Source organism: Rhizobium sp. BK591, from assembly GCF_014195045.1.
GTDB classification, from domain to species: domain Bacteria; phylum Pseudomonadota; class Alphaproteobacteria; order Rhizobiales; family Rhizobiaceae; genus Rhizobium; species Rhizobium anhuiense.
This window is the reverse complement of sequence record NZ_JACIAZ010000002.1, coordinates 542,851-567,560: the sequence shown is the minus strand read 5'-3', so window position 1 is coordinate 567,560 and position 24,710 is coordinate 542,851. Positions and strand designations below refer to the sequence as shown.

Sequence of the window (24,710 nt, the reverse complement as noted above, 5' to 3'; positions counted from 1 at the left end):
CCCAAGCGTCATTTCCGCGGCAAGAAGCGGATTGGGTGAGTTCTCAATCGTGCCGTGACAGGAAAGTGGAAACGGTCGTCAGGCAAAGCTGCTTTTCCTCGACATGCGGCATATGGCTGGAATTTTCGAAGAGCACCCATTCGCAGCCGGGAACGTGTTCGAGATAGGGCCTTACCACCAGGGGTGTCGCCTCGTCGTATTTTCCCGAGATCAGCAGCGTCGGGGCCTCGATGCGGTCGAGCCTGGTTTCGATCGTCCAGTCCTTCATCGTGCCGATGACGTGAAACTCGGTCGGGCCGTTCATGTTGCGGTAGACGGTATTGTCCTCGTCCATGATCGCGAAGGTGCGCGCCACTTCAGGCGGCCACGGCACCACGCGGCAGACATGGCGGTCATAGAAGACGCGCGAGGCGGCGATATAGTCCGGATCGGCGAGGCTTCCCGCCAGCTCATGCTTCAGCAGCGTGTCCTGCACCTCCTGTGGCAGTTCCTGCCTTAGCCGGTTCGCCTCCGAAACCCAGGTGTGCATGTTGGCCGGCGAATTGGCGATAACAAGCGCCTTCAGGCCTTCAGGCCGGCGCACCGCATGTTCGGCGCCGAGCATGCCGCCCCAGGACTGGCCGAGAAAGGCATAACGATCCTGAATGCCGAGATGGGAAAGCAGCGCATCCAGTTCTTCGAGGAACAGGCCGACCGTCCAGAAATCCGGACCCTTTTCCGGAAGGCGGGTGGAATTGCCATTGCCGAGCTGGTCGTAATGGATGACCGGGCGGCCGTCGAGAGCGGCGATATCCTTGAAGGAATCGACATAATCATGGGTGCAGCCGGGTCCGCCATGGGCGACGACGAGCGGCAGCTTGCCACTGACAAGCGAACCGGTGACGCGATACCAGGTGCGATAGTCGCGAAAGGGCAAATAGGCTTCTTTGGTCGTGACTTCGCCCACGGGCGTCTCCATCTCTTGGCCGTATGAAAAAAGCATAACGCGGCGGCAACGGTGAAGGCAGCTATCACAAGTTATAGGGTGGCCAATGATGAGTCGGCCGGTCTTCGAGCAGGCGGTAATGGGTGGCGCGCACCACGGCCTGGGTGCGGTTGCGGGCGCCGAGTTTCTTGGCCGCGGCGTTCAGATGCATGACGACGGTCGGCACGGAACGATCGATGATGCGGGAAATTTCCTTGGCGGAATAACCTTCCGCCGAATGGCGCAGGCATTCGCGTTCCCGCTCGGTCAGCCGGATCGTGCCGACGCTTTTCGCCCGCGTGTCGAAAAGCGTATAGGCGCTCTCATGGAAGACGTGGGCCAGCAGGTTGAAGTCGGCGATATAACGCAGGGCGTGCCGTTCGAACTCGTCGTTACCGCCGAAGCGGATGCCGGTGACCGTCGCATAGTCGCCGCGTGGCATATGGACCGGGACGGTGACGCCGGTCGACATGTCGCGTTCGCTCAAATAGCGCGTCACCGGCGCCGTGTCCTCGTTGATGAAACCCCTGATCAGCGTGTCGGCGTCCGGGTCGTAGTTCCAGAAGAAGGGTGCGGAGGTGCGCAGCGCCACCTGTTGCACCGGATCGATACGGAAATAGCCCTGATTGAACCAGTAGTCGTGCATGTCGTCGGAAATGTTCCTGAGCTTCAGCAGCGACGGTATCATGATCGCGCCGTCGAGATCGTAGGGCACCGGCGTGTAGTCGTAGATCAGCGCCTCGAAGCCGATCTGCTTCATCGCCTCGAAGGCCTGATCGATCCGGCCGTCCAGCGTTTCATGCGCTGTGAACTGCGCTCTGATCGTTCCGATATCGTCAAGCACGGGCTGCTCCAGTTTCGACGTGGCGCCCTACCCTATCACTTCTTATAGCTGGCACGGAACGCGATTTACGATAAAAAAATAACCACGCCCAAATATTGAGCAAGTGAAACCTTCTGCCGGAGCGATCAATGTGGCGTGAAATACAGCCGGACGAGCGATTCGAGATCGATGTCGATGGTTATCGCATCGTTGCTTACAGTTTCGGAGCCGGCAGTGAGACGGTTTTCTGCCTGAACGGCGGGCCGGGTCTGCCCTGCGATTACCTGCGCGAGGCGCATTCCTGTCTCGTCGACAAGGGCTATCGTGTCGTCGCTTTCGATCAGCTCGGCACCGGCGCTTCCGACCGGCCGGACGATCTCTCGCTCTGGACAATCGGCCGTTATGTCGAGGAGACGGAAACGGTGCGCAAGGCGCTGGGGCTCGGTAAGGTCCACATGCTCGGCCATTCCTGGGGCGGGTGGCTGGCGATCGAATATGCGCTGACTTACGCTCAGAACCTGAAGACGCTGATTCTCGAGGATACCGTCGCCGACATGCCGCATCTGATCTCGGAGCTGGAACGGCTGCGTGCAGCACTCGGTCCCGAAACCGTATCGATGATGCAGAAACACGAGGCGCAGGGCACCTACAATCATCCGGAATATCTCGCCGCCGTCACCATCCTCAACTACCGCCACGTCTGCCGTCTGCCGGAATGGCCAGCGCCGGTGCGCCGCTCGCTCGACGATTGGAACATGGCGCCCTACGAGACGATGCAGGGACCGAACGAGTTTCTCTATATCGGCAACCTCAAGGACTGGAACCGCATCCCCGATCTGCCGCGGCTGACGCTGCCGGTGCTCATCACGACGGGAGAGCATGACGAGTTGACGCCGGCCTGTGCGCTCAGGATGAAGCTTGCGCTGCCGAATGCCGAGCTGAAGGTATTTGCCAATGCCAGCCATATGCCGTTCTATGAGAACCCGCAGGATTATTATCCGGCGCTTCTCGATTTTCTCGCCCGGCACGAGGCACACTGATGCAGCACAAAGCGGAGCGAAGCCGACGAAAACAGAGAGGCGATCGCCGTCATGCATCGCTATAAATTCGTTCTGACGCGACCGCTGCAGTTCCTGCCCGTCATTTTCGGCATCAGCATCATCACTTTCATTCTGGTCCGGCTGATCCCCGGAGACCCGGCGCGCAACATCCTCGGCACGCGCGCCACGCCGGCGGCCCTTGCCAGCATCCGCGCCCAATACGGCCTCGATCAGCCGATGTGGCTGCAATATGTCTATTTCCTCAAGAACCTCGCCAATGGCGAGATGGGCAAGTCGATCCTCTACAAGATCGACGTGCTGAAGCTGATCGTTACCCGCATCGAGCCGACGCTTGCGCTCGTCGCCGCGAGCGTCGTGCTGTCGGTGCTGATCGCGGTGCCGATGGCGGCGATCGCTGCGCGCAATGCCGGCCGGGCGCCGGACCATGCGGTGCGCATCGTCTCGACCTTCGGCATCGGCTTTCCGCCCTTCTGGCTGGGACTGATGCTGATCATCCTCTTCAGCGTCGAACTCGGCGTGCTGCCGGTTTCGGGCTACGGCGCGACGATTGGCGAAAAGCTGTCGCATCTCGTGCTGCCGAGCCTGACGGTGGCGCTGTCGCTTTCGACCGTGCTGACGCGCAGCCTGCGGGCGGCGATGATCGAGCAGCTGAAATCGGATGTCGCGACGGCGGCGCGCGCCCGTGGCATGCCCGAAGGCATCGTCTTCTGGCGACATGTGCTGCCGAATTCGTTGGTACCGACGATCAACCTGCTTGCCGTCAACATCGGCTGGCTGATCGGCGGCACGGTGGTGGTCGAGAGCGTCTTTGCGCTGCCCGGCATGGGACAGCTGCTCGTCAGGGCGATCTTCTCGCGCGACTATATGGTGGTCCAGGGTGTCGCCATGGTCTTTGCCTGCGCCACCGTGCTCATCAACTTCATCGCCGACATCGTCACCGTCGCCGTCGATCCGAGGGTGAAGCTATGAGCATCGAGGCGATTGCTCCCGCATCTCTCGGCTGGCGCCGGTTCTTCGGCCGGCGGCTGATGCTTGCCGTCGGTGCCGGCCTGCTGTTGTTCTTCGTCCTGCTGGCGATCGGCGCGCCCATTGTCGCACCCTACGATCCGATCATGCAGAATGCCGATGTGCGGCTGCAGGCGCCCTCGCTGTTGCATCCCTTCGGCACCGACAATTTCGGCCGCGATATCCTCTCTCGCGTTATCTGGGGCGCGCGCCTCGACCTGCAGATGGCGCTGATCGGCGTCATTTTTCCCTTCCTGATCGGCACGACGGTCGGCACGATTGCCGGCTTCTTCGGTGGGATCGTCGATGCGCTGTTCATGCGTCTTGTCGATATCATTCTTGCCTTCCCCTTCCTGGTGCTGATGCTGTCGATCATCGCAATTCTCGGCCCTGGCCTCGGCAGCTTCTATATCGCCATGGCGCTGGTCGGCTGGGTCTCCTATGCGCGGCTGATCCGGGCGCAGATGCTGGTGCTGAAAAGCAGCGACTATGCCGTCGCCGCCGTCAGCCTCGGCTTCAGCCGCACGCGCATCATGTTTCGCCATCTGCTGCCGAACGCGATCGCCGGCTCGATCGTCTTTTCGATGTCGGATGCGACGCTGGTGCTGCTTAGCGGCGCCGCCGTCAGCTATCTCGGCCTCGGCGTCCAGCCGCCGATCGCCGAATGGGGCGTCATGGTCGCGGAAGGACAGAGTTTCATCACCACGGCCTGGTGGATCACGCTGTTTCCCGGCCTTTCCATCGTCTGTCTCGCCTTCGGCTTCAGCATGCTGGGCGATGCGCTCGGCGAGCTGTTGGGGGTGCACGAATGAGCGGCTCCGTACTCTCCGTCCGTGATCTTACCGTCAGGGCGCATGTCGATTCCGGCCCGCGCACGCTGCTCGATGCCGTCTCGCTCGATCTCGGCAAAGGCGAGATCCTCGGTCTCGTCGGCGAAAGCGGCTCGGGCAAGAGCCTGTTCTGCCGCTCCCTGGTGCGCCTGCTGCCCTCTTCGCTGCTGAAGATCGAGAGCGGGAGCGTGCTGCTCGAAGGGCGCGACCTCATGCGGGTCGATGATGGCGAGATGTTGAAAGTGCGCGGCGGCGAGATTGGCATGATCTTCCAGAACCCGACCAGCCATCTCGACCCGGTGATGCGGATCGGCGATCAGATCGCCGAAGGCATCCGCTATCATCAGGGCCTCGGCGCCCGCGAGGCCCGCGCCGCAGCGACGGACATCCTGGCGCAGGTCGGCTTCCCCGATCCCGCGCGCCAGTACGACAGCTATCCGCATGAATTTTCCGGCGGCATGCGGCAGCGGGCGATGATCGGCGTGGCGCTGTCCTGCAATCCGAAGATACTGATCGCCGACGAGCCGACGACGGCGCTCGACGTGACCATCCAGGCGCAGATCCTGCGGTTGTTGATCGACATTCGCGACCGGCGCGGCCTGTCGATTATTCTGATCACCCACGATCTCGGCATCGTCGCCCAGACCTGCGACCGCATCGCCGTGCTGCGCGGCGGCAAACTGCTCGAAGAGGGGCCGAAGCGGACGATCCTGGCGCGGCCGCAGCATCCCTATACGATCAACCTGATCAACAGCCACCCTTCCCTGCCGGGCGAGACAGCGGCGCCGCTGCCCGAAATTGCCGAGGCCGGCCAGCCGGCGAGGCCCTTGCTCGAAATCGATGATCTCCACGTACGTTTCAGAGCCGGTGGCGCCCTGCTTAAGGGCGGCGCCAAGACGGTGAGCGCCGTTGCCGGCGTCAGCCTGCAGATCATGCCGGGCGAGACGGTCGGCATCGTCGGCGAATCCGGCAGCGGCAAGAGCACGCTTGCCCGCGCCGTGCTCGGCCTCACACCGCTTTCCTCAGGCCACGTCACTTTCGACGGCGTCGATCTGGCGCTGCAGAAGAGCGCGGGCCTCGCAAAGCTGAGACGCGAGACGGCGATGGTCTTCCAGGACCCCTATAACGCGCTCAATCCGCGCCTGACCATCGGGCAGATGCTGGCCGAGGTCCTGAAGGTGCAGGGCAAGGTCGCCAAAGCCGATATCCCGGCGCGGATCAATGCTCTGCTCGACCTCGTCGGCCTCGAACGCGAATTTGCCGGCCGCAAGCCGCGCAGCATGAGCGGTGGCCAGTGCCAACGCGCCGGCATCGCCCGCGCGCTGGCCGTCGACCCGAAACTGATCATCGCCGACGAGTGCGTCGCCGCCCTCGACGTTACCATCCAGGCGCAGATCATCGAGCTCTTTCGCGAGCTCACGGCGAAGATGAACCTCACGCTGATGTTTATCGCCCACGATCTCGCGATCGTCCGCAATCTCTGCGAACGCGTGGTTGTGATGTATCGCGGCGAGATCGTTGAGGAAGGCCGTTCCGAAGAGGTGTTCGCGCGGCCGAAGCATCCTTATACGGCGGCGCTGATCGCCGCCATTCCCGACATCGATCCTGACAAACCGCTGCTGCAAGGCGCCGGTGGCAAGGACGATCCGCAATCGATACCGATCCAGCCCATCAAACGCATGCCATAACAACGAAGGGAACGAATTCATGACAAACAGGTGGAAATCAATCGGGCTTGCAGCCTTGCTCGCCGGCCTGACGCTCAGTGCAAGTTATGCCGAAGCCGCCGGTGTGCTGACCATCGGCCGCCGCGAGGATTCGACGACATTCGATCCGATCAAAACCGCGCAGAACATCGACAACTGGGTATTCTCCAACGTCTACGACGTGCTGATCCGCGTCGACAAGACAGGCACGAAACTGGAGCCGGGCCTTGCCGAAAGCTGGACCGCTTCGGATGACGGGTTGACCTACACGTTCAAGATCCGCGACGCGAAATTCTCCGACGGTTCGCCGCTGACCGCGGAAGATGCCGCCTACAGCCTGCTGCGCATCCGCGACGACCCCGCCTCGCTCTGGAGCGATTCCTACAAGGTGATCGATACGGCGGTCGCGACCGACGCGCACACGCTGACGATCAAGCTCAAGAACCCGTCTGCGCCGTTCCTTTCGACGCTGGCGCTGCCGAATGCCTCCGTCATCTCCAAGAAGGGCATGGAAACGCTGGGTGCCGATGCCTACGGCGAGAAGCCGATCGCATCCGGCGCCTTCGTGGTCGAGGAATGGCGGCGCGGCGACCGCGTCATTCTGAAGAAGAACCCGAACTTCTGGCAGGCCGACCGCGTCAAGCTCGACGGCGTCGAGTGGATCTCGGTGCCCGACGACAACACCCGCATGCTGAACGTTCAGGCCGGCGAGCTGGACACGGCGATCTTCGTTCCCTTCTCCCGCGTCGAGGAGCTGAAGAAGGACCCGAACCTCAACGTCGATATCGATGCCTCGACCCGCGAGGATCATCTTCTGATCAACCATGCGCATGGCGCGCTCGGCAAGAAGGAAGTCCGCCAGGCGCTGGATCTTGCGATCGACAAGAAGGCGATCGTCGATACCGTCACCTTCGGCCAGGGCACGGTCGCCAATTCCTACGTTCCGAAGGGCGCGCTCTATTACTATGCCGACAATCTGCAGCGGCCTTATGATCCCGAAAAGGCAAAGGAGATGCTGGCTGCTGCCGGCGCCTCCGACCTGACGCTGAACTATCTGGTGCGCGCCGGCGACGAAGTCGACGAACAGACGGCCGTGCTCGTCCAGCAGCAGCTGCAGAAGGCCGGCATCACCGCCAATCTGCAGAAGGTCGACCCGAGCCAGGAATGGGACATGATCGTTGCCGGCGACTACGACGTCTCTGTCAACTACTGGACCAACGACATTCTCGATCCGGACCAGAAGACCACCTTCGTCCTCGGCCACGATTCCAACAACAACTACTCGACCAATTACAAGAACGAGGCGGTGAAAGAACTGGTGGCCAAGGCTCGTCTCGAGCTCGACCCGAAGAAGCGCGAACAGATGTATGTCGAATTGCAGAAGATGGCGAAGGACGACGTCAACTGGATCGACCTCTATTACAGCCCCTATATCAACGTCTCGCGCAAGAATATCGAGAACTTCTACCAGAACCCGCTCGGCCGTTTTTTCCTGGAAGATACGGTCAAGAACTGAGTTCGGGCAGCATGCAAATGCTCCGCCGCCGTAAAGGCGGCGGAGCCTCATTTATTGCTGCGACACGTGGATGAGGCCGCTTGCTACTCGGCGGCCGCGAGCTTGTCCTGCGTCCTGGTGTCGAAGTCGCTGGCGTCGTGGCGCTCGTGCAACTGGCTTGCGGGCTCGCCGGAGAGGCGGTTGACCATCCGGCCGCGTTGCACGGCCGGCCTGCTATGAATGGCGTCGGCCCAGCGCAGCACGTTCTTATAGTCCTCGACCTGCAGAAACTCGGCCGCGCCGTAGGTCCAGCCCTTCACCAAGCCGCCATACCAGGGCCAGACGGCAATATCGGCGATCGTATATTGGCTGCCCGCCAGATACTCGCTTTCGGCAAGGCGACGATCGAGCACGTCGAGCTGCCGCTTCACCTCCATGGCGAAGCGGTCGATCGCATATTCGATCTTGACAGGCGCATAGGCGTAGAAATGGCCGAAGCCGCCGCCGAGATAGGGGGCGCTTCCCATCTGCCAGAACAGCCAGGACAGGCATTCGGCGCGGTCGGCTGGCTCGGTCGGCAGGAAGGCGCCGAACTTCTCGGCGAGATAGGTCAGGATGGCGCCGGATTCGAAGACACGGATCGGCTTCGGACCACTGCGGTCCATCAGCGCCGGGATCTTGGAATTGGGGTTGACCGCGACGAAGCCGCTGCCGAACTGGTCGCCATCGCCGATCTTGATCAGCCAGGCGTCATATTCGGCGCCGCTGTGGCCGAGCGCCAGCAGTTCCTCGAGCATGATGGTGACCTTCTGGCCGTTCGGGGTGCCGAGCGAATAGAGCTGCAGCGGATGACGGCCGATCGGCAGTTCCTTGTCATGCGTCGCTCCCGCGATCGGGCGGTTGATGCTGGCGAACTGGCCGCCATTCGCCTTGTTCCAGGTCCAGACCTTCGGGGGTGTATAATCGGAAGAACCGCTCATCTTTCAAACTCCTGGGATTGGTCAGACAGAGTGCGGCGCAGGTTGGGTTGCCGCATTTTTCCTGACATAGCAGAGGCGATGAGGTTTTGTCACAGGTGTCGGCGCGGTTTCACGCAATCGTCAGAGTCTTGGCAAAGCTGAAGAAAACCGCTGCTTCAGGCATCCGCGTCGGGAAGACGCCTGCCTGTTGCCGCTGAAAACAGATGTTCGCTGGCAGACCGCAAGGCGAAGCGGATCGCGTCGCCCGGCCTTACGGCGATGCGCTCGCGAAACAACATATTGACGTTTTCTTCCCCGATCCGGGCCCCCTCGATCCGGGCAACGACCTGCGTTTCCGCGCCTGTGGGCTCGACGACCACGACCTTCGCCGGTGTTCCATCATCGGCGATGACGAACTGTTCCGGCCTGATGCCATAGATGAGTTCTTCGCCGGGATCGGCCGTCCCGGGACGCAGCGACAGCGGCATGGCGACGCCGCTTTCGGTGCGAAAGATCGAAGGCGCGTCGGCCTGGATGCGGCCCTTGAGCAGGTTCATCGCCGGCATGCCGATGAAGCCGGCGACGAAGGTGGTTGCGGGGCGATCATAGATTTCCAGCGGGGTTCCGATCTGTTCGACAATGCCGTCGCGCATCACGACGATGCGGTCGGCCATGGTCATCGCCTCGGTCTGGTCATGGGTGACATAGACGGTGGTGATCTTCAGCCGCTGGTGAAGCTCCTTGATCTCGGCGCGCATCGCCACGCGCAGCTTGGCGTCGAGATTGGAAAGCGGTTCGTCGAAGAGGAACACTTTCGGATCGCGCACGATCGCGCGGCCCATGGCGACGCGCTGGCGCTGGCCGCCCGAGAGATGACGCGGAAGGCGGTCGAGATAGGGTTCCAGCGCCAGGATCTTTGCGGCGGACTGCACTCGGTGGCCGATCTCGTCCTTGGCCGTGCCGCGCAGCTTCAGGGAAAAGCCCATATTCTCGGCCACCGTCAGATGCGGATAGAGCGCATAGCTTTGGAACACCATGGCAATGTCGCGCTCCTTCGACGGCAGGTCGTTGACCATGCGGTTGCCGATTGAAAGCCGGCCGCCCGAGATCGTTTCCAGGCCGGCGATCATGCGCAGCAGCGTGGACTTGCCGCAGCCGGACGGTCCGACGAGCACGATGAATTCACCATCCTCGATATCGACGTCGACGCCGTGAATGACCGGCAGGTTGCCGTAGGACTTGCGGATGTTGTGAAGCGCAATCGACGCCATGATATTCCCTCCCCCACGAGAACAGGATGATTTCAGGCCGCGCCCTCGCCCTCATGATTGACCGCCGTGCGAGTGCCGGAGGAGAACATGATCAAGGCGAAGAGCGGTTCGGTACCGAGCGCGCGCGCCCAGTGCCTGATATTGCGGGGAATCCGGATGGCGTCGCCGGCTTCGAGCCGGTAGAGCGCATCGCCGAGCTTGTGCTCGCAATGGCCGGAAACGACGTAGAGGATTTCCTCGCAATCGGGATGCGAGTGCAGCTGGTTGCGCTCGCCGGGATTGATCCGGCAGGTGCCGAAGGTCATCTCGGCGCCGGGCGTGCCGTCACCAGTGATCTTCCAGTTGAGTTCGCCCCAGCTGGTCGGCATGAATTCGCCGCCGGCTTTCCTGAATATGACATCGGTATCGGTCAAGGCTGTCGCTCCCCTGTCAGAGATTGGTGGTGACGCCGGCATCCGCGCATCTGTAGAATTCGAAGAGCCTCATGATCTCGCGGGCGATTTCGAGCGTGCCCCTTGTTATCGGCGTGCCGGAGAGGATCGCATCCGTCAGATGCAGGATTTCGGGCACATAACCGAGATAAAACAGGTTGTTGTTGTAGAGCTGGCCGAGCGAATGCTCCGGCTCGTAGAACAGCGCCGCATTCTCGTCCGGCTGGATGAAGCTCGCGGCACGGCCATAGGACGGCAAGTCGGCCTTGCGGAAGTAGGTCAGCCGGCTGCCGTTTTCGACGATGGCGTTGGCGCCTTCGCCGATGATTTCGACCCGCTCGAAGATGCTGCCGCCCGACTGGCCGGCGGCAAGATGCAACGTGCCGATTGCCCCGGAGCGGAAGCGCAGGCTGGTGACGGTCGCGCCCGTCGACGCTTCCCATTCATAACCAGCCCGTTCGATCTCGCCGCCGAGGAAGTTGAGGATCGCGCCCGGATGGTAGATATGGTCGAGAAAGCTCTGCATCTTGACGAGATCGGCGCGGTCTTCCTGGCTCGGCAGGCTCTGGGGATAGCGGACATTGATCGAGGTCAGCCGGCCGAAACCCGGCGAGCCGATCAGATCCTTGAGCTTTTCGATTGTGGGGAAAAAGGTCTTCTTCAGGCCGGTCATCACCATGCGGCCGGCCGCGCTACTTGCCGCCTGCAGCCTTTCGATGTCCGCAAGGCTTGCCGCCGTCGGCTTTTCCATCCAGACGTGAGCGCCTGATGCAAGCCCGTCGAACGCCAGGTCGGTCGCCTGCACCCGGCCGTCGGGATGATAGGCGGTGACGAGAAAGACCAGCTCCGGGTTTTCCCGTTCGAGCATCTCGCGATGGTCGGTATAGGCTTTTCCGGCGCCGAAGAGTTTTGCGAATTTCTCGGCGCGGCCGAGATCGAGATCGCAGATGCCGGCAAGCTCGACCGGCGCGTAACGCAGCGCCGGATAGACATTGCGATAGGCATGACCGCCGGCGCCGATGAAGCAAGCCTTGATGCGGTGATCGAATTCGAAATTGTAGCGGATTTCCCGCTGGACATGATGCGACATGGTCAGCCCTTGATTGCCCCCTGCGTTAGCCCCTCGGTGAAGCGGCGCTGCATCAGGATGTAGAGAAGAATGATCGGCAGGAATGAAATGACGGTCCCGGAAAAAACCAGGCGGTAATCGGAAGCATAGGTGCTGGCGAAGCGGACGAGCCCGAGCGGCAGCGTCTGCACCTCGGGACTGATCAGCACGATCAGCGGCAGGAAGAAATCGTTCCAGGTGGAGAGCGCGCTGATGATGACGAGCGCCTGCACCGCCGGCGTCGAGATCGGCAGAAAGACCTTGGTGAGGATCTGCAGATGCGAGGCGCCGTCGATCTTGGCGGCCTCGATCAGATCATCAGGCACGCCGATGAAGAAGCTCCGCATCAGGAATATGCCGAAGGGAATGCCGTTGCTGACCTGCACCAGCACGATACCAGCAAGCGTGTTGACGAGGTTCAGCCCGAAAAGCACCTGATAGAGCGGGATGACGATCGCCTGGACGGGCACGGTCAAGCCGAGGATGAAGGCGTAGAACAGCCATTCCCGGCCGGGAAAACGGATCTTGGCAAGCGCATAGCCGGCCGGCGCACAGGTGATCAGCGACAGGGCGACGACGCCGATGAGATTGATGAGGCTGTTGCCGACGAGTTCGCCGAACCCGCCGATCTGCCATGCATCCAGATAGTTCCGCCACATCAGGTCGGCGGGCCAGGTGAAGGGGTCGGCCTGGCCGATCTCGGCCTCGGTCTTGAAACTCGAGACCACCAGCCAGACGAAGGGGGCTAGGATCAGGATCAGTGCCGGGGTCAGGGCCAGCGCCACCGGCCATTCGCGATGACGGACGCTCATTGCGAAAGCCTCGCACGCCAGCGGTTGAAGACGATGGTGATGGTGATCGCAAGCAGGCTGAGCAGGATGCAGAGTACCGCCGCAAGCCCGTGATCCTGGGACTGGAAGGCAAGCCGGTAGATATAGGTGGTGATCAGCTCGCTCTGGTAGAACGGCCCGCCATTGGTCATGACGAAGACCGTGGCGAAGCCCTTCAGCCCGTTGATCATTGCCAGCGAGACGACGAAGGTCGTCACCTCACGAAGCCCCGGCAGCGTCACGTAGATCAGTTTCTGGAAGGCGTTGGCGCCGTCCACTTCGGCCGCGTCGTAGAGCGAGCGGTCGATGTTCTGCAGGCCGGCGATGAAGAGCAGCATGTAGAGGCCGAAGCCCTGCCACGAGCTTGCGATATTGACGGAAAAGAGCACCAAAGCGGGATCGGACAGCCAGCCTTGGGTGAAGGCGCCGAGCCCGATCCGCGTCAGCGCGGTATTCAGCAGGCCGAAGAACGGATCGTAGATATTGGCCCAGATGACGCCGACCACCGCCAGCGACACCAGATGCGGCAGGAAGAAGGCGGTGCGGAAGAAGACCTGGGTGATCCGCAGCCTGCTGACGGCAAGCGCCAGCAGAAGACCGAGCCCGCCTGCCATCACCACATGATAGGCCAGCCAGAGGAAGGTATGGACGAGGCTCTTCCAGACGATCGGATCGTGTGCGGCCTTGGCGTAATTGTCGAAGCCGACGAAACTGGCGGAGGTATTGAAGCCGGCTGAACTGTTGAAGCTCAGCCAGAAGGTGGCGGCGATCGGCAGCAGGGTGAAGACGGCATAAAGGCCGAGCGCCGGCGCCATCAGCCACAATGCGGTGCGGGCATCGCCAGCGGATGAGTCAGATGTGGCAGCCCCCGTCGTCCGGCGTTTGGACATACGGACGGACAGGCCGCCCGTATGTCCCGCCACGGCAGGCGCATCCCTGAGAGGAGCCACGACCTTGCTTCCGGGCGTTTCTGGAATGACCACTATTTCGCCTCTGCCATCTTTGCCTGGATCTGCTTCATGCCGTCCTCGCCGCCGATCTGGCCGGAGATCAGGCCCTGGATGACCTGGAAGTAGGTGTCGAGTACCGGGCCGGGCAGATAGACGCTCGGATTGTAGCCGACGCCGCCGGCGGCAGCCGCGAAGATGTCCTTCAGCACGGGCGTCGGCGGCTCGACGCCCGGGATTTCGCGCGGATAGATCATCGTGCTTGCCGGATCCTGCGCGCGCTTCTTCATCACCGCATCGGACAGCATGAAGTCGATCCATTTCATCGCGAGTTCCGGCTGTCTGGAGTTGACCGGCACCAGCCAGCTCCAGCCGACGCCGCCGGTCGGTATCGCCGCACCCTTGATGTCGGAAGGCATGGGCGCGTAACCGGCATTGGCGAGGTCATAGCCGGCCTTGCGGGCATTGGCGGTGAACCACGGGCCGGCAACGAACATCGCCGCGCGCTTGTTGAACCAGAGGCGGGAGGCGCCATCGAGATCGAGGCCGGCCATTTCCTTCCTGATGTCGCCCGCCTCGACCAGCTTCTGTAGCCGGACGGCGCCGGCGGCGACCGAAGGATCGTCCCAGGCGATTTCGCGGCGTAGCGCCTTGCCGATCACCTCTTTACCGCTCGCCGATTGTAGCAGATTGCCGAAGAGGTGGCCGGCACTGCCGGTGGTGCGCGGGCCGATGGCGATCGGCTGCAGACCGGTCTCACCGATCGATTTCAACAGTGCTTCGAACTCGGTCCAGGTCGCCGGAATCTTCCAGCCGGCCTGCTCAAAAATATCCTTGTGATACCAGATGCCAAGCGCATCGAGGCCATCGGGAACCTCATAGATTTCGCCGCCGAACTGGCCCTTCAGCTCGGTGTAGAGCCAGGGATAGATCTGGTCCTTCCAGCCGCGTTTTTCATATTGCTCGGTGAGCGGCATGACCTGCTTGGCGTTCTTGACGACGCTGATGCGGCCGATGCCGGAGTTGGTGAGGATCACGTCGGGGCCGGCGTCCGACTGGATGGCCGCCTGCACCGCGCCGTTGCTGATCGTCCCGGTCGGCGGCATGAATTCGACGGTCACGCCGAGATTGGCCTTTTCGAAATCGGCCTTGATGCCGTTCCATAGCTGGGCCACCAGCGGTTCGGTGATCTGTTCCGGACCCCACATTTTCAGGGTTTCGGCATGCGCCAGCGAACTTGCGGCGATCATCGCCGCCAGTGCCGTGCTGCGGGCAAGAAATTTCAGCATTGCTCCCTCCTCCGGCCGCTCCACGGCCACGTTTTTCACTTGTCGAAAAGGAGACCTCCCTCTCCTTCGCTCCACTGGCATTTCATCCGGCTAACGCGCTGGATTTTCCCTCTGAAACCGAGCCATGACGGCCTGCTGGACGTCGCTGATATGAGCGTGCATCAGGGTCTTTGCGCGGGTAATGTCGCGTGCCCGGAACGCCTGCAGGATCTGATCGCGCTCCTCGGCCGCCCTCTCGGCCAGATCGCGGCTCTCGTTGGCGATCGAGCGGCAAATCTGGATCTGCAGCGCGAGCCGCGCCAGCGTTTCGATCAACGGCGCGCTTCCCGAAAGCTCGGCGATGGTCTCGTGAAACTCCTTGTCGCGAATGCCGTAGGTCTCCATGTCGCCGCGGCGAAGTGCCGCCACCGCCTCATCGAGGATGCGCTCGAAACCGGCGATGTGCCGGTCGCTCATCTGTGGAACGGCGAGCTCGACGGCGAAGCATTCAAGCGTCTTGCGTAGATCGTAGAGATCGTCGATCTCCTTCGGCGTGAAGCTGCGCACGAAGAAGCCGCGATACGGCTTGATCTCGATCAGCCCTTCCTTGGCGAGCGTGCCGATCGCTTCGCGAAACGGTGTGCGGCTGACCTGCAGGCGCTCCGTCAGTTCCTTTTCATCGATCGAGACGCCGCTCGGCAGCTCGCCGGAGACGATCAGGCGAACGATTTCCTCGTAAATCCGCTCGCGAAGGGTGAGGTGGCGCGGTGCGTTCATGGTCTCCATTTCCGTCTGGCATTCGTGATTTGAGTATGCAATATACGAAAGAATATACAATATGGAAAATACAAAATCGGGAATTTTATCTAGAGAATGTCGGAGATCGATCAAAAAGGGAGGAAAACCAATGGGAAAGGTCTATATCGTCGGCACTTGCGACACCAAGGGTGCTGAACTGAGCTACGCCAGGGAGGTGGTTCTTTCGGCCGGAACCGAGGCTGTTCTGGTCGATGTCGGCACGCTTAGGGAAGGCACCGGCGCCGATGTCCAGGCGCGTGACGTCGCCGCATTTCATCCTGAGGGCGCTGCGGCCGTGCTCGGGCAGACCGATCGGGGAGCGGCGGTTTCGGCCATGGCCAAAGCGCTGACGGCATTCCTGAAATCGCGCAACGACATCGGCGCCGTGCTCGGCCTTGGCGGCACCGGCAATACCGCGCTGGTGACGGAGGCGATGCGAACGCTTCCGATCGGCCTGCCGAAACTGATGGTCTCGACGGTCGCCTCGGGCAATGTGGCGCCCTATGTCGGCCCGAATGATCTCACCATGATGTATTCGGTCGTCGACATCGCCGGCTTGAACGCCATCTCGCGCAAGGTAATCGGCAATGCGGCAAATGCGGCGGCCGGCATGGCCCGCAACCCCATCCCCGTCTCCAGCGATGATCGGCCGGGCATCGGCATGACCATGTTCGGCGTCACCACCTCCTGCGTCACCCAGCTCCGCGAAATGCTCGGCAAGACGCATGAAATCTACGTCTTCCATGCGACCGGCGTCGGTGGCCAGTCGATGGAGAAGCTTGCCGATTCCGGTCTGTTGCAGGGCGTAATCGATGTGACGACGACGGAGGTGCCCGACCTTCTCATCGGTGGCGTCTTTCCGGCGACCGAGGATCGCTTCGGCGCCATTATCCGCACCGGCCTGCCCTATATCGGCTCGGTCGGCGCCGTCGATATGGTGAATTTCGGCGCGCGGGACACCGTGCCGGCGCCCTTCCGCGACCGCAGGCTGCACGTCCACAATGCACAGGTGACCCTGATGCGCACCACCCCGGAGGAAAACCGCAGGATCGGCGCTTTCATCGTCGAGCGGCTCAACCAGATGCAGGGTCCGGTCCGCTTCCTGCTGCCGCTTCAGGGCGTTTCAGCGATCGACGCCGCCGGTCAGCCATTCCATGATCCCGAAGCCGACGAGGCGCTGTTTTCTGCCATTCGTGGCGGCTGGCGCGAGGCGCCGAACAGGCGCCTCGTCGAGATAGACGCCCATGTCAACAGTCCGGAATTCGCCACGGCACTCGTTGCCGGCTTCCATGAGATCCATGCCTGAGGAGAGAGTTTTGACCCGCATCGACAGAAACGACATTCTGAGCGAGCTTCGCCGCAAGATCGCCGAAGGCCTGCCGATCATCGGCGGTGGCGCCGGCACCGGCCTTTCCGCCAAGAGCGAAGAGGCCGGCGGCATCGATCTGATCGTGATCTATAATTCCGGCCGCTACCGCATGGCCGGCCGCGGCTCGCTTGCCGGCCTGCTCGCCTATGGCAATGCCAACGAGATCGTCAAGGAGATGGGCCGCGAGGTCCTGCCGGTCGTGCGCCACACGCCGGTGCTTGCCGGCGTCAACGGCACCGATCCTTTCATGCTGCCCGATCACTTCCTCGACGAGCTGAAGGCAATGGGTTTTGCCGGCATCCAGAACTTCCCGACCGTCGGGCTGATCGACGGCACGTTTCGCGCCAATCTCGAAGAGACCGGCATGGGCTTCGATCTGGAAATCGATATTATCGCCCGCGCCAACGCCAAGGACATGCTGACGACACCCTATGTCTTCAGCAGCGAGGACGCGATCGCGATGACCAAAGCCGGCGCCGACATCGTCGTCTGCCATCTCGGCCTGACCACAGGCGGCGCGATCGGCGCTGAAACGGCGCTGACCCTCGATGGATGCGTGGAGAAGATCAACGAATGGTCGGATGCCGCAAGGTCGATCCGCGACGACGTCATCGTGCTCTGCCATGGCGGGCCGATCGCCATGCCCGCGGACGCGGCCTATGTGCTTGCACGCTGCAAGGGTTGCAACGGCTTTTACGGCGCGAGTTCGATGGAGCGTTTGCCGACCGAGGTCGCGATCAGGGCGCAGGTCGAGGACTTCGTGAAGATATAGGCGCGGCTTGGACCGGCCGTACACCAGCTGCCGGTGCCTCCATTGCCAGCGCCGGCAGCGACATTATGGCATGACCATCGCGTCGCGGGTTTCCCTGGAGCCAAGGATCTCGTCCAGCTGACCGACAAGAACACGGCTGCCCTCCACGTCGGAAGCCATCCTGGAGAAGAGGTCCGCCATGCCGCGGAAGATGGTCGCCGCCGGATCATCTTCTCCCAGGAAATCGGCAATCTCCTGCATTTCGGCGACCCATCGATAGGCTTTCGGGTACATGTCGGGAATGGATTTCGACAGCTTGCGGTCGACGTCGGGAAGGCTTTCGGAGAGTTCGGCTTTCAGGCTTTCGGCAGCACCCGAACGCGATGCGGCAAGCAGCATGGCAGTGCCGAGGCCGATAAATCCCTTGTTGATGCCGGCATAACACATCTTCAGTGCCGAGGCGGCGCCGAGCGGTCCGTCGAGCCTGCGGATCCTGAGGCCGCAATCCTCAAGCAGCCGGCTCCGCTCGGCACGATCGCCGCTGATATAGATGGTCGGACCTGATTTGCCGGGAACCGGCGGCCCGCCGATGATCGCGCCATCGAGCACCTCCACGCCGCTGCCGTCGAACCGTGCCGCCAAAGCCTGCATGGTTTTTGGCGCAATCGCGTTGAGGTCGATGAAGGGCGGCGGCGCCGGCATCCTCGACGATATGTCCGCGACGAATTCGGCGACCTTGATCGCCTGCGCCGGCGGAACGATCGACAGGATCAGCTCGGCCTTTGTCAGCTCCTGGCGTCCGACCGGCACCATGCCGGCTGCCATTGCCCGCGCAATCGTCTGCTCGCTTCTGCCCTCGAGATGGGTCAGCACCGTGGCGCCGCGGTCGATCAGCCGTTTGGCGACAGCGCTTCCCATCGCACCCGATCCGATAATCGCAAAATGCGGCATGTGAACCTCAATAAGTGACGACATCGGGTTAGAACTGTTGCTGATGGCCATATCGTCAACTGCGACGATTCAGCCGGAGGTCCCGTTCTAAGCAAATGGCGGTTTTGTGAGGGCTACCGTTGCGAGGCCTTTCCTTGACATTCGTCAATGCCGCGAAGGTTGAGACCGGTATGATCGGCGCTATCATTCGCATTCGAGGATATGGATTTCAATGTATCGAACAATCATCTGCGGCATCGGCACGGGTTCGAGGCAAACGGCAATCCGGCTTTTGCGCCGGGCTGCGGCATTGGCGGATGAAGGCGGAAGCATCGTCGTCATGCATGTCATCGAGAATATCCCGCGCCGTCACCTGACGGAGCTTCCCGAGGCATTCGAAACGACCGCCATCGTCGACGCCGAAAAGAAACTTGCATCGCTCTGCAAGGAAATGGGGATTTTGGCGACGATCGAGGTTCGCATCGGCATTGCCGCTTCCCAGCTCGTTTCCGTCGCAAGGGAGAAGTCGGCCGATCTCATCCTGCTGTCGTCGCATGTGACCGATATCACCGACTACGTCTTCTCCTCGATTGTCGACAAAGTCGTGCGCCACGCCGGGTGCTCGGTTCTCATCGATCGGCGTTTAGATCACGCATATGAGGGCGCGGCGTCTCAAGCCGAAGACGTGGCATTGTTCTAATCTCCACTGCGCTGGCGTGACCGCAGTGGCTTTGTCGCGCTGATATCGTCCGGCGACCAATTTACCCTCCCCGGCGGCGGCCCGGCAACCTATATCATCCCCAAGCCAACCAGCAGTATACGCTGCCCTCAGGAGATATGTATGAGCCAGGATCCCTATGAGCTTCTGGGCGTGAAACGGGATGCGACGCAAAAGGATATTCAAAGCGCGTTCCGCAAGCTCGCCAAGAAACTTCACCCCGACCTCAACCCCGGCGACAAAAAGGCAGAGGAGCGGTTCAAGGAAATTTCAACCGCTTATGAGATCTTGAGCGACGAGGAAAAACGCGGGCGTTTCGACCGCGGCGAGATCGATATTTCAGGCGCCGAGCGGGCGCAGCGCAATTATTACCGCGACTATGCCTCGAAGAGCGGCCCTGGCGATCCCTACCACAACAGTGCCGGATTTGCCGATTTCGGCGATGCCGACGATGTCTTTGCCAACTTCTTTTCACGCCGGGCCGGAGGCGGCCAGAGCCGTGGTCGTGGCCGGGACCGCCAGTTCTCGATGGAGGTCGATTTTCTCGAGGCCGTCAACGGCACCAGGACCGAGGTCAAGCTTCCTGGCGGCCCAGCGCTTGACGTGCAGATCCCGCCGGGAACGCGCGATGGCCAGACCTTGCGGCTGCGCGGCAAGGGCGAGCCGGGCATCGGAGGCGGTCCGGCGGGTGATGCCCTGATCGAAATCCGTGTAGGCCCGCACCGCTTCTTCACGCGAGACGGCGACGATATCCGCCTGGAACTGCCGATCTCGCTCAATGAGGCCGTGCTCGGCGGCAAGGTTCGTGTGCCGACGCCGTCTGGGCCGGTCAATCTGACGCTGCCGCCGCATTCGAACACCGGCAAGGTCCTGCGCCTCAAGGGCAAGGGTGTTGCAAAACGCAGCGGCGGACATGGCGACGTTTATGTCTCCCTGAAGATCGTGCTGCCTGACAATCCCAACGAGCGGCTGACGGATCTGGTGAAGGAATGGGCGACGGCAAACTCGTATGATCCGAGAAAGAACATGGAGGCTTGATCATGGATGATCTCGAATTCCGTCTTTACTTGAAAATCGACATCGACCAGCTCGACCTCTGGATCGAACAGGGTTGGTTGATCCCCGAGACCTCAGGCGGCCAACGGCAATTTCGCGACGCCGACGTCGCGCGAGCGCGGCTGATCCTGGACCTCATGGGAAACATGGGCGTCAACGAAGCCGGCGTCGATATCGTCATGGAGCTGGTCGACGAGTTGCACGGCCTGCGGGGAACGATGGGCAAGTTGATGACCGCCATCGGCAGGCAGGAGCGGGATGTTCAGCGCCGGCTGTTCGACAGCCTCGAGGAGGTCGACCGGGTCTAGAGTTACTTGCGTGCAGGCGTTTTCTTACGACGCTCCATGACGGCGACAATGCGAGCCTGCTGCCTGCGAGAGGAGGCAGCAGGCTAGTGGAATGCAAGTCATCTGGTCATGGATGACTGGGCATGGTATCGTCCGCGCCTGGGGGCCTGTCATGTCTGAATTGCTTCAAAAAGCATCGGGGCAGAGCGATCCGCGCGCGAAGCGCCGGGCGGAAGTGCTGGCTTTCCTTATCCTTGCATTCGGAATATGGCCTCTGGTCGCCGTGGGTGTCGTCGGCGGCTACGGTTTCCTCGTATGGATGTTTCAAATCGTGTTCGGCCCTCCGGGGCCGCCGGCGGGGCATTGAGCCATGTCCCAAGTGCCGATGTCTCGACGTCAATTCCTCTCAGTCCGGCCGGCAACGACCGATCACAGGATTTGTCCGCCAGGAGCATCGATGCAAAGCCTTGCCGCGGCATGCACGGGGTGCGGACGATGCGAGGAGCGATGTCCCACCAAGATAATCCGTCTGGTGGACGGACTGCCGTTGCTCGACTTTATGCGAGGCGAATGCACGTTTTGCGGTGAATGCGCGGCATTGTGCCCGCAACCCGTTTTCACCACAGAGCGGATCGATCGTTTTGCCCATGTCGCCGCGGTTGGTGATACCTGCCTGGCGAAGCGCGGCATCACCTGTCAGTCCTGCGGAGAAGCTTGCCCTCAGCAGGCGATCCGTTTCCGGCCCCGCGTCGGCGGCCCGTTTCTTCCGGAACTTCGCACCGACATTTGCAATGGATGCGGAGGGTGCATCGCCGGATGTCCCGTCAACGCCATCGTGTTGCAGCCGAGCGGGATGGAGGCGGCCGATGCCTGAGCGGGGTCTGCGCTATCACATATCGAGTGCCGTGATCGCGACCATGCCGGCCCGCACCGGGGCTGTGCTGGCGGCCATCGCCGAGATGCGGAATGTGGAAGTCCACGCTCACGCCAACGGAAAGATCGTCGTCACTATCGAGGGAACGAGCACGGGCATGCTCGGCGATCGTCTATCGCAAATCTCGCTCCTGGACGGCGTGATTGCGGCAAACATGGTGTTCGAGCATGTCGAGGAGGAGATGCAAGGCCATGACGGGAGAATTGAACAGGCGTGAGCTTCTGAAGGCCCAGGCCGCCGCCATCGCCGCGGCCGCTGCCGGAATAGCGATGCCGGCTGTCGCGCAGCCGGTGCCCGGCGGCGTCGGTGCATTGGAAATCAAATGGTCGAAGGCCCCCTGCCGCTTCTGCGGCACCGGTTGCGGCGTCATGGTGGGCGTCAAGCAAGGTCAGGTCGTTGCAACGCATGGAGACATGCAGGCGGAGGTCAATCGCGGCCTTAACTGCATCAAGGGCTATTTTCTCTCCAAGATCATGTATGGCGAGGACAGGCTTCAGACCCCTCTGCTGCGAAAGCGGGACGGCCGCTACGCCAAGGACGGCGAGTTCGAACCGGTGAGCTGGGACGAGGCCTTCGACGTGATGGCCGAGCAGTGCAAGAAAGTGCTCGAGGACAAAGGCCCGACGGCTGTCGGCATGTTCGGCTCCGGCCAGTGGACGATCTTTGAAGGATATGCCGCGACAAAGCTGATGCGGGCCGGCTTTCGTTCCAACAATCTGGACCCCAATGCCAGACACTGCATGGCCTCGGCCGCTTACGGGTTCATGCGGACCTTCGGCATGGACGAGCCGATGGGCTGTTACGACGATTTCGAAAACGCGGACGCCTTCGTGCTCTGGGGCTCGAACATGGCGGAGATGCATCCGATCCTCTGGACACGCCTCGCCGACCGCCGGCTTGGGCAACCGCATGTGCGCGTCGCGGTGCTTTCGACCTTTACGCACAGGAGCATGGATCTCGCCGATATTCCCATCGTTTTCAAACCGGGAACAGATCTGGCGATTCTGAATTTCATTGCCAACCACATCATTCAAACAGGACGTGTGAACGAGGACTTCGTCCGCGACCACACGAAGTTTGCAAAAGGCGTCACCGATATCGGCTACGGCCTGCGCCCGGACAATCCGGTTGAAATCGCAGCGGCCAACGCCAGCGATCCCGGCAAGACCGAACCGATGGATTTCGACGCCTTCAAGGCGTTCGTTAGCGAGTACACGCTGAAGAAGACGTCCGAACTCACCGGGGTCGATCCCGAATTCCTGGAGCAGCTTGCGGAACTCTATGCCGATCCTGACCGCAAGGTGATGTCGCTTTGGACGATGGGATTCAATCAGCATGTCCGCGGCGTTTGGGCGAACCAGATGGTCTACAACCTGCATTTGCTCACCGGGAAGATCTCCGAACCGGGCAACAGCCCGTTCTCCCTCACCGGTCAGCCCTCGGCCTGCGGGACGGCCCGTGAAGTGGGAACCTTCGCGCATCGCCTTCCCGCCGACATGACGGTGACGAACCCCGAGCACCGCAAACATGCCGAAGAAATCTGGCGTGTCCCGCAGGGGATCATTCCGGAGAAGCCAGGATATCATGCAGTCCAGCAGGACCGCATGCTGAAGGACGGCAAGCTGAATTTCTATTGGGTGCAGGTCAACAACAACGTCCAGGCCGGACCGAATACGAGCAACGAAACCTGGCAGGGTTATCGCAACCCCGAGAATTTCGTCGTGGTTTCGGATGCCTATCCGACCATAACGGCGATGAGCGCAGACCTGATCCTTCCTGCGGCGATGTGGGTCGAGAAGGAAGGCGCCTATGGAAACGCCGAACGGCGCACCCATGTCTGGCATCAACTCGTTCAGGCCAAGGGCGAGGCGCGATCCGACCTCTGGCAGATCGTCGAATTCTCGAAGCGATTTACCACCGATGAGGTCTGGTCGAAGGAAATCCTCGATGCCAATCCGGCGTATCGAGGAAAAACGCTTTTCGACGTGCTCTTTCGCAATGGCGAGGTCGACCGGTTTCCGCTTGATGAGATCAGCGCCGAATACGACAATGCCGAGGCCAAGGCGTTCGGATTCTACATCCAGAAAGGCTTGTTCGAGGAGTATGCCTCCTTCGGGCGCGGGCACGGACACGATCTGGCGCCCTATGACCTCTATCATGAGGTCCGTGGACTGCGCTGGCCGGTGGTCAACGGCCAGGAGACGCGCTGGCGATACCGGGAAGGTTACGACCCCTATGTGAAGCCCGGCGAGGGCGTGAAATTTTATGGTCAGAAGGACGGCAGGGCCGTCATTCTGGCCGTGCCCTACGAGCCGCCGGCCGAATCTCCCGACGACGAATTCGATTTTTGGCTGGTTACCGGCCGTGTGCTCGAACACTGGCACTCGGGATCGATGACCATGAGGGTGCCGGAGCTTTACCGGGCATTTCCCGGCGCGCGATGTTTCATGAATGCCGAGGATGCCCGCAAGCGCGGCATCAATCAGGGGGCGGAGGTGCGGATCGTTTCCCGCCGCGGCGAGATCCGCTCGCGCATCGATATCAGGGGCAGGAATCGAATGCCGCCCGGCGTCATCTTCGTCCCCTGGTTCGACGCCAGCCAGTTGATCAACAAGGTCACGCTCGACGCCACCGATCCCATCTCCAAGCAGACGGATTTCAAGAAATGCGCGGTCAAGATTCTCCCCGCCGTTTAAGGCGACCGGAATGGCAGGCAATCGCAGCCGGCGTCGTCGTTTTCCTCGCGACGGCCGCCTTCGGTCAGGTGATGCAGCAAACCGTCCCCCAGCTGGAGGGCCCGACGCCCTCGATGGAAACAGGGGCCGCCAAGCCGCTGCCGAAATGGATCGTCGACGACAAGCGCAGGATGCGCGCCTATCCCGACCAGCCGCCGATCATTCCGCATTCGATCGAAGGTTACGAACTGTCGGTCAACGCCAACCGCTGCCTCTCCTGCCACAAGCGGGAGTTCACGCAGGATAGCGGCGCGCCGATGATCAGCGTCACCCACTATATGACGCGCGACGGCCAGATGCTCGCCGACGTCTCCCCTCGCCGCTACTTCTGTACGGCGTGCCATGTGCCGCAGGCGGACACCCAGCCACTCGTCCCCAATGCGTTCAAGGACATGAGCGAGCTCGGTTTCAAGCCGGCCGGAAGCGAGTGACCG

26 protein-coding genes are annotated in these 24,710 nt (G+C 61.7%); 15 read left to right on the top strand and 11 right to left on the bottom strand.

Annotated elements, in window-relative coordinates:
* Positions 1-43: 43 nt before the first annotated feature.
* A complete protein-coding gene (locus FHX10_RS09750; RefSeq protein ID WP_097544072.1) occupies positions 44-946 on the bottom strand; it encodes a proline iminopeptidase-family hydrolase in 903 nt (300 codons plus the stop codon).
* 64 nt (positions 947-1,010) lie between these two features.
* Positions 1,011-1,808, bottom strand: coding sequence for a helix-turn-helix transcriptional regulator (locus FHX10_RS09745; RefSeq protein WP_047613206.1), 798 nt, complete (start codon positions 1,806-1,808; stop codon positions 1,011-1,013).
* 128 nt (positions 1,809-1,936) lie between these two features.
* Here FHX10_RS09745 and FHX10_RS09740 point away from each other — a divergent pair, with 128 nt between their 5' ends.
* The 5 genes from FHX10_RS09740 to FHX10_RS09720 are packed head-to-tail and all read left to right on the top strand — an operon-like array spanning position 1,937 to position 7,905.
* On the top strand, positions 1,937-2,827 hold the full coding sequence (locus tag FHX10_RS09740; protein WP_097543971.1) for a proline iminopeptidase-family hydrolase: 891 nt from the start codon (positions 1,937-1,939) through the stop codon (positions 2,825-2,827).
* Positions 2,828-2,878: 51 nt separating this feature from the next.
* Positions 2,879-3,817, top strand: coding sequence for an ABC transporter permease (locus FHX10_RS09735; protein WP_047613202.1), 939 nt, complete (start codon positions 2,879-2,881; stop codon positions 3,815-3,817).
* Complete coding sequence (locus tag FHX10_RS09730; RefSeq protein ID WP_047613200.1) at positions 3,814-4,665, top strand: ABC transporter permease; 852 nt, start codon at positions 3,814-3,816, stop codon at positions 4,663-4,665. Before FHX10_RS09735 ends, FHX10_RS09730 begins: the two co-directional genes overlap by 4 nt.
* Complete coding sequence (locus FHX10_RS09725; RefSeq protein WP_097543972.1) at positions 4,662-6,371, top strand: dipeptide ABC transporter ATP-binding protein; 1,710 nt, start codon at positions 4,662-4,664, stop codon at positions 6,369-6,371. The genes FHX10_RS09730 and FHX10_RS09725 overlap by 4 nt, the downstream gene beginning before the upstream one ends.
* A gap of 19 nt (positions 6,372-6,390) precedes the next feature.
* Positions 6,391-7,905, top strand: a complete 1,515-nt coding sequence (locus FHX10_RS09720; RefSeq protein WP_047613196.1) for an ABC transporter substrate-binding protein — start codon at positions 6,391-6,393, stop codon at positions 7,903-7,905.
* Between the two features lie 83 nt (positions 7,906-7,988).
* On the opposite strand, the gene yghU is transcribed toward FHX10_RS09720, so the two are convergent.
* From yghU to FHX10_RS09680, 8 genes are all read right to left on the bottom strand, one after another.
* A complete protein-coding gene (gene yghU / locus FHX10_RS09715) occupies positions 7,989-8,864 on the bottom strand; it encodes a glutathione-dependent disulfide-bond oxidoreductase (RefSeq protein ID WP_063476155.1) in 876 nt (291 codons plus the stop codon).
* Between the two features lie 155 nt (positions 8,865-9,019).
* Positions 9,020-10,114, bottom strand: a complete 1,095-nt coding sequence (locus tag FHX10_RS09710) for an ABC transporter ATP-binding protein (protein ID WP_132573459.1) — start codon at positions 10,112-10,114, stop codon at positions 9,020-9,022.
* A gap of 32 nt (positions 10,115-10,146) precedes the next feature.
* Positions 10,147-10,527 carry a cupin domain-containing protein gene (locus FHX10_RS09705; protein WP_097543975.1) on the bottom strand — a complete coding sequence of 127 codons (381 nt, stop codon included), beginning with the start codon at positions 10,525-10,527 and terminating at the stop codon, positions 10,147-10,149.
* 16 nt (positions 10,528-10,543) lie between these two features.
* A complete protein-coding gene (locus tag FHX10_RS09700; protein ID WP_097543976.1) occupies positions 10,544-11,635 on the bottom strand; it encodes a Gfo/Idh/MocA family protein in 1,092 nt (363 codons plus the stop codon).
* A gap of 2 nt (positions 11,636-11,637) precedes the next feature.
* Positions 11,638-12,465, bottom strand: coding sequence for a carbohydrate ABC transporter permease (locus tag FHX10_RS09695; RefSeq protein ID WP_063476153.1), 828 nt, complete (start codon positions 12,463-12,465; stop codon positions 11,638-11,640).
* Positions 12,462-13,373: a carbohydrate ABC transporter permease gene (locus FHX10_RS09690; RefSeq protein WP_206114570.1), complete on the bottom strand. Its 912-nt coding sequence runs from the start codon at positions 13,371-13,373 to the stop codon at positions 12,462-12,464. Before FHX10_RS09690 ends, FHX10_RS09695 begins: the two co-directional genes overlap by 4 nt.
* 92 nt (positions 13,374-13,465) lie before the next feature.
* Complete coding sequence (locus tag FHX10_RS09685; protein WP_097543977.1) at positions 13,466-14,719, bottom strand: extracellular solute-binding protein; 1,254 nt, start codon at positions 14,717-14,719, stop codon at positions 13,466-13,468.
* 90 nt (positions 14,720-14,809) lie between these two features.
* Positions 14,810-15,475, bottom strand: coding sequence for a GntR family transcriptional regulator (locus FHX10_RS09680; protein ID WP_063476151.1), 666 nt, complete (start codon positions 15,473-15,475; stop codon positions 14,810-14,812).
* Positions 15,476-15,605: 130 nt separating this feature from the next.
* Here FHX10_RS09680 and FHX10_RS09675 point away from each other — a divergent pair, with 130 nt between their 5' ends.
* Both FHX10_RS09675 and FHX10_RS09670 read left to right on the top strand, forming a co-directional pair.
* Positions 15,606-16,802, top strand: a complete 1,197-nt coding sequence (locus tag FHX10_RS09675) for a Tm-1-like ATP-binding domain-containing protein (RefSeq protein ID WP_097543978.1) — start codon at positions 15,606-15,608, stop codon at positions 16,800-16,802.
* Positions 16,803-16,812: 10 nt separating this feature from the next.
* Complete coding sequence (locus tag FHX10_RS09670; RefSeq protein ID WP_206114557.1) at positions 16,813-17,637, top strand: phosphoenolpyruvate hydrolase family protein; 825 nt, start codon at positions 16,813-16,815, stop codon at positions 17,635-17,637.
* A gap of 63 nt (positions 17,638-17,700) precedes the next feature.
* Here FHX10_RS09670 and FHX10_RS09665 read toward each other — a convergent pair whose 3' ends face one another.
* On the bottom strand, positions 17,701-18,618 hold the full coding sequence (locus FHX10_RS09665) for an NAD(P)-dependent oxidoreductase (protein WP_097543980.1): 918 nt from the start codon (positions 18,616-18,618) through the stop codon (positions 17,701-17,703).
* Between the two features lie 160 nt (positions 18,619-18,778).
* Here FHX10_RS09665 and FHX10_RS09660 point away from each other — a divergent pair, with 160 nt between their 5' ends.
* The 8 genes from FHX10_RS09660 to FHX10_RS09625 all read left to right on the top strand — a co-directional run bounded on the left by FHX10_RS09660 (position 18,779) and on the right by FHX10_RS09625 (position 24,707).
* Entirely contained in the window at positions 18,779-19,246 is a 468-nt protein-coding gene (locus tag FHX10_RS09660) for a universal stress protein (RefSeq protein WP_097543981.1), read from the top strand.
* A gap of 141 nt (positions 19,247-19,387) precedes the next feature.
* Entirely contained in the window at positions 19,388-20,302 is a 915-nt protein-coding gene (locus FHX10_RS09655) for a DnaJ C-terminal domain-containing protein (protein ID WP_097543982.1), read from the top strand.
* 2 nt (positions 20,303-20,304) lie between these two features.
* The gene (locus FHX10_RS09650) at positions 20,305-20,628 is read left to right on the top strand and encodes a chaperone modulator CbpM (RefSeq protein ID WP_097594764.1); all 324 of its coding nucleotides are present in this window, start codon (positions 20,305-20,307) and stop codon (positions 20,626-20,628) included.
* A gap of 151 nt (positions 20,629-20,779) precedes the next feature.
* Positions 20,780-20,974 carry a periplasmic nitrate reductase, NapE protein gene (gene napE / locus FHX10_RS09645; protein ID WP_097544073.1) on the top strand — a complete coding sequence of 65 codons (195 nt, stop codon included), beginning with the start codon at positions 20,780-20,782 and terminating at the stop codon, positions 20,972-20,974.
* Positions 20,975-20,977: 3 nt separating this feature from the next.
* The gene (locus FHX10_RS09640; RefSeq protein ID WP_132573463.1) at positions 20,978-21,481 is read left to right on the top strand and encodes a ferredoxin-type protein NapF; all 504 of its coding nucleotides are present in this window, start codon (positions 20,978-20,980) and stop codon (positions 21,479-21,481) included.
* Positions 21,474-21,758, top strand: a complete 285-nt coding sequence (locus FHX10_RS09635; RefSeq protein ID WP_097543985.1) for a chaperone NapD — start codon at positions 21,474-21,476, stop codon at positions 21,756-21,758. The genes FHX10_RS09640 and FHX10_RS09635 overlap by 8 nt, the downstream gene beginning before the upstream one ends.
* Positions 21,733-24,237, top strand: coding sequence for a periplasmic nitrate reductase subunit alpha (gene napA, locus FHX10_RS09630; RefSeq protein WP_097543986.1), 2,505 nt, complete (start codon positions 21,733-21,735; stop codon positions 24,235-24,237). The genes FHX10_RS09635 and napA overlap by 26 nt, the downstream gene beginning before the upstream one ends.
* Positions 24,207-24,707, top strand: a complete 501-nt coding sequence (locus FHX10_RS09625) for a nitrate reductase cytochrome c-type subunit (RefSeq protein WP_097622801.1) — start codon at positions 24,207-24,209, stop codon at positions 24,705-24,707. Before napA ends, FHX10_RS09625 begins: the two co-directional genes overlap by 31 nt.
* Positions 24,708-24,710: the final 3 nt, after the last annotated feature.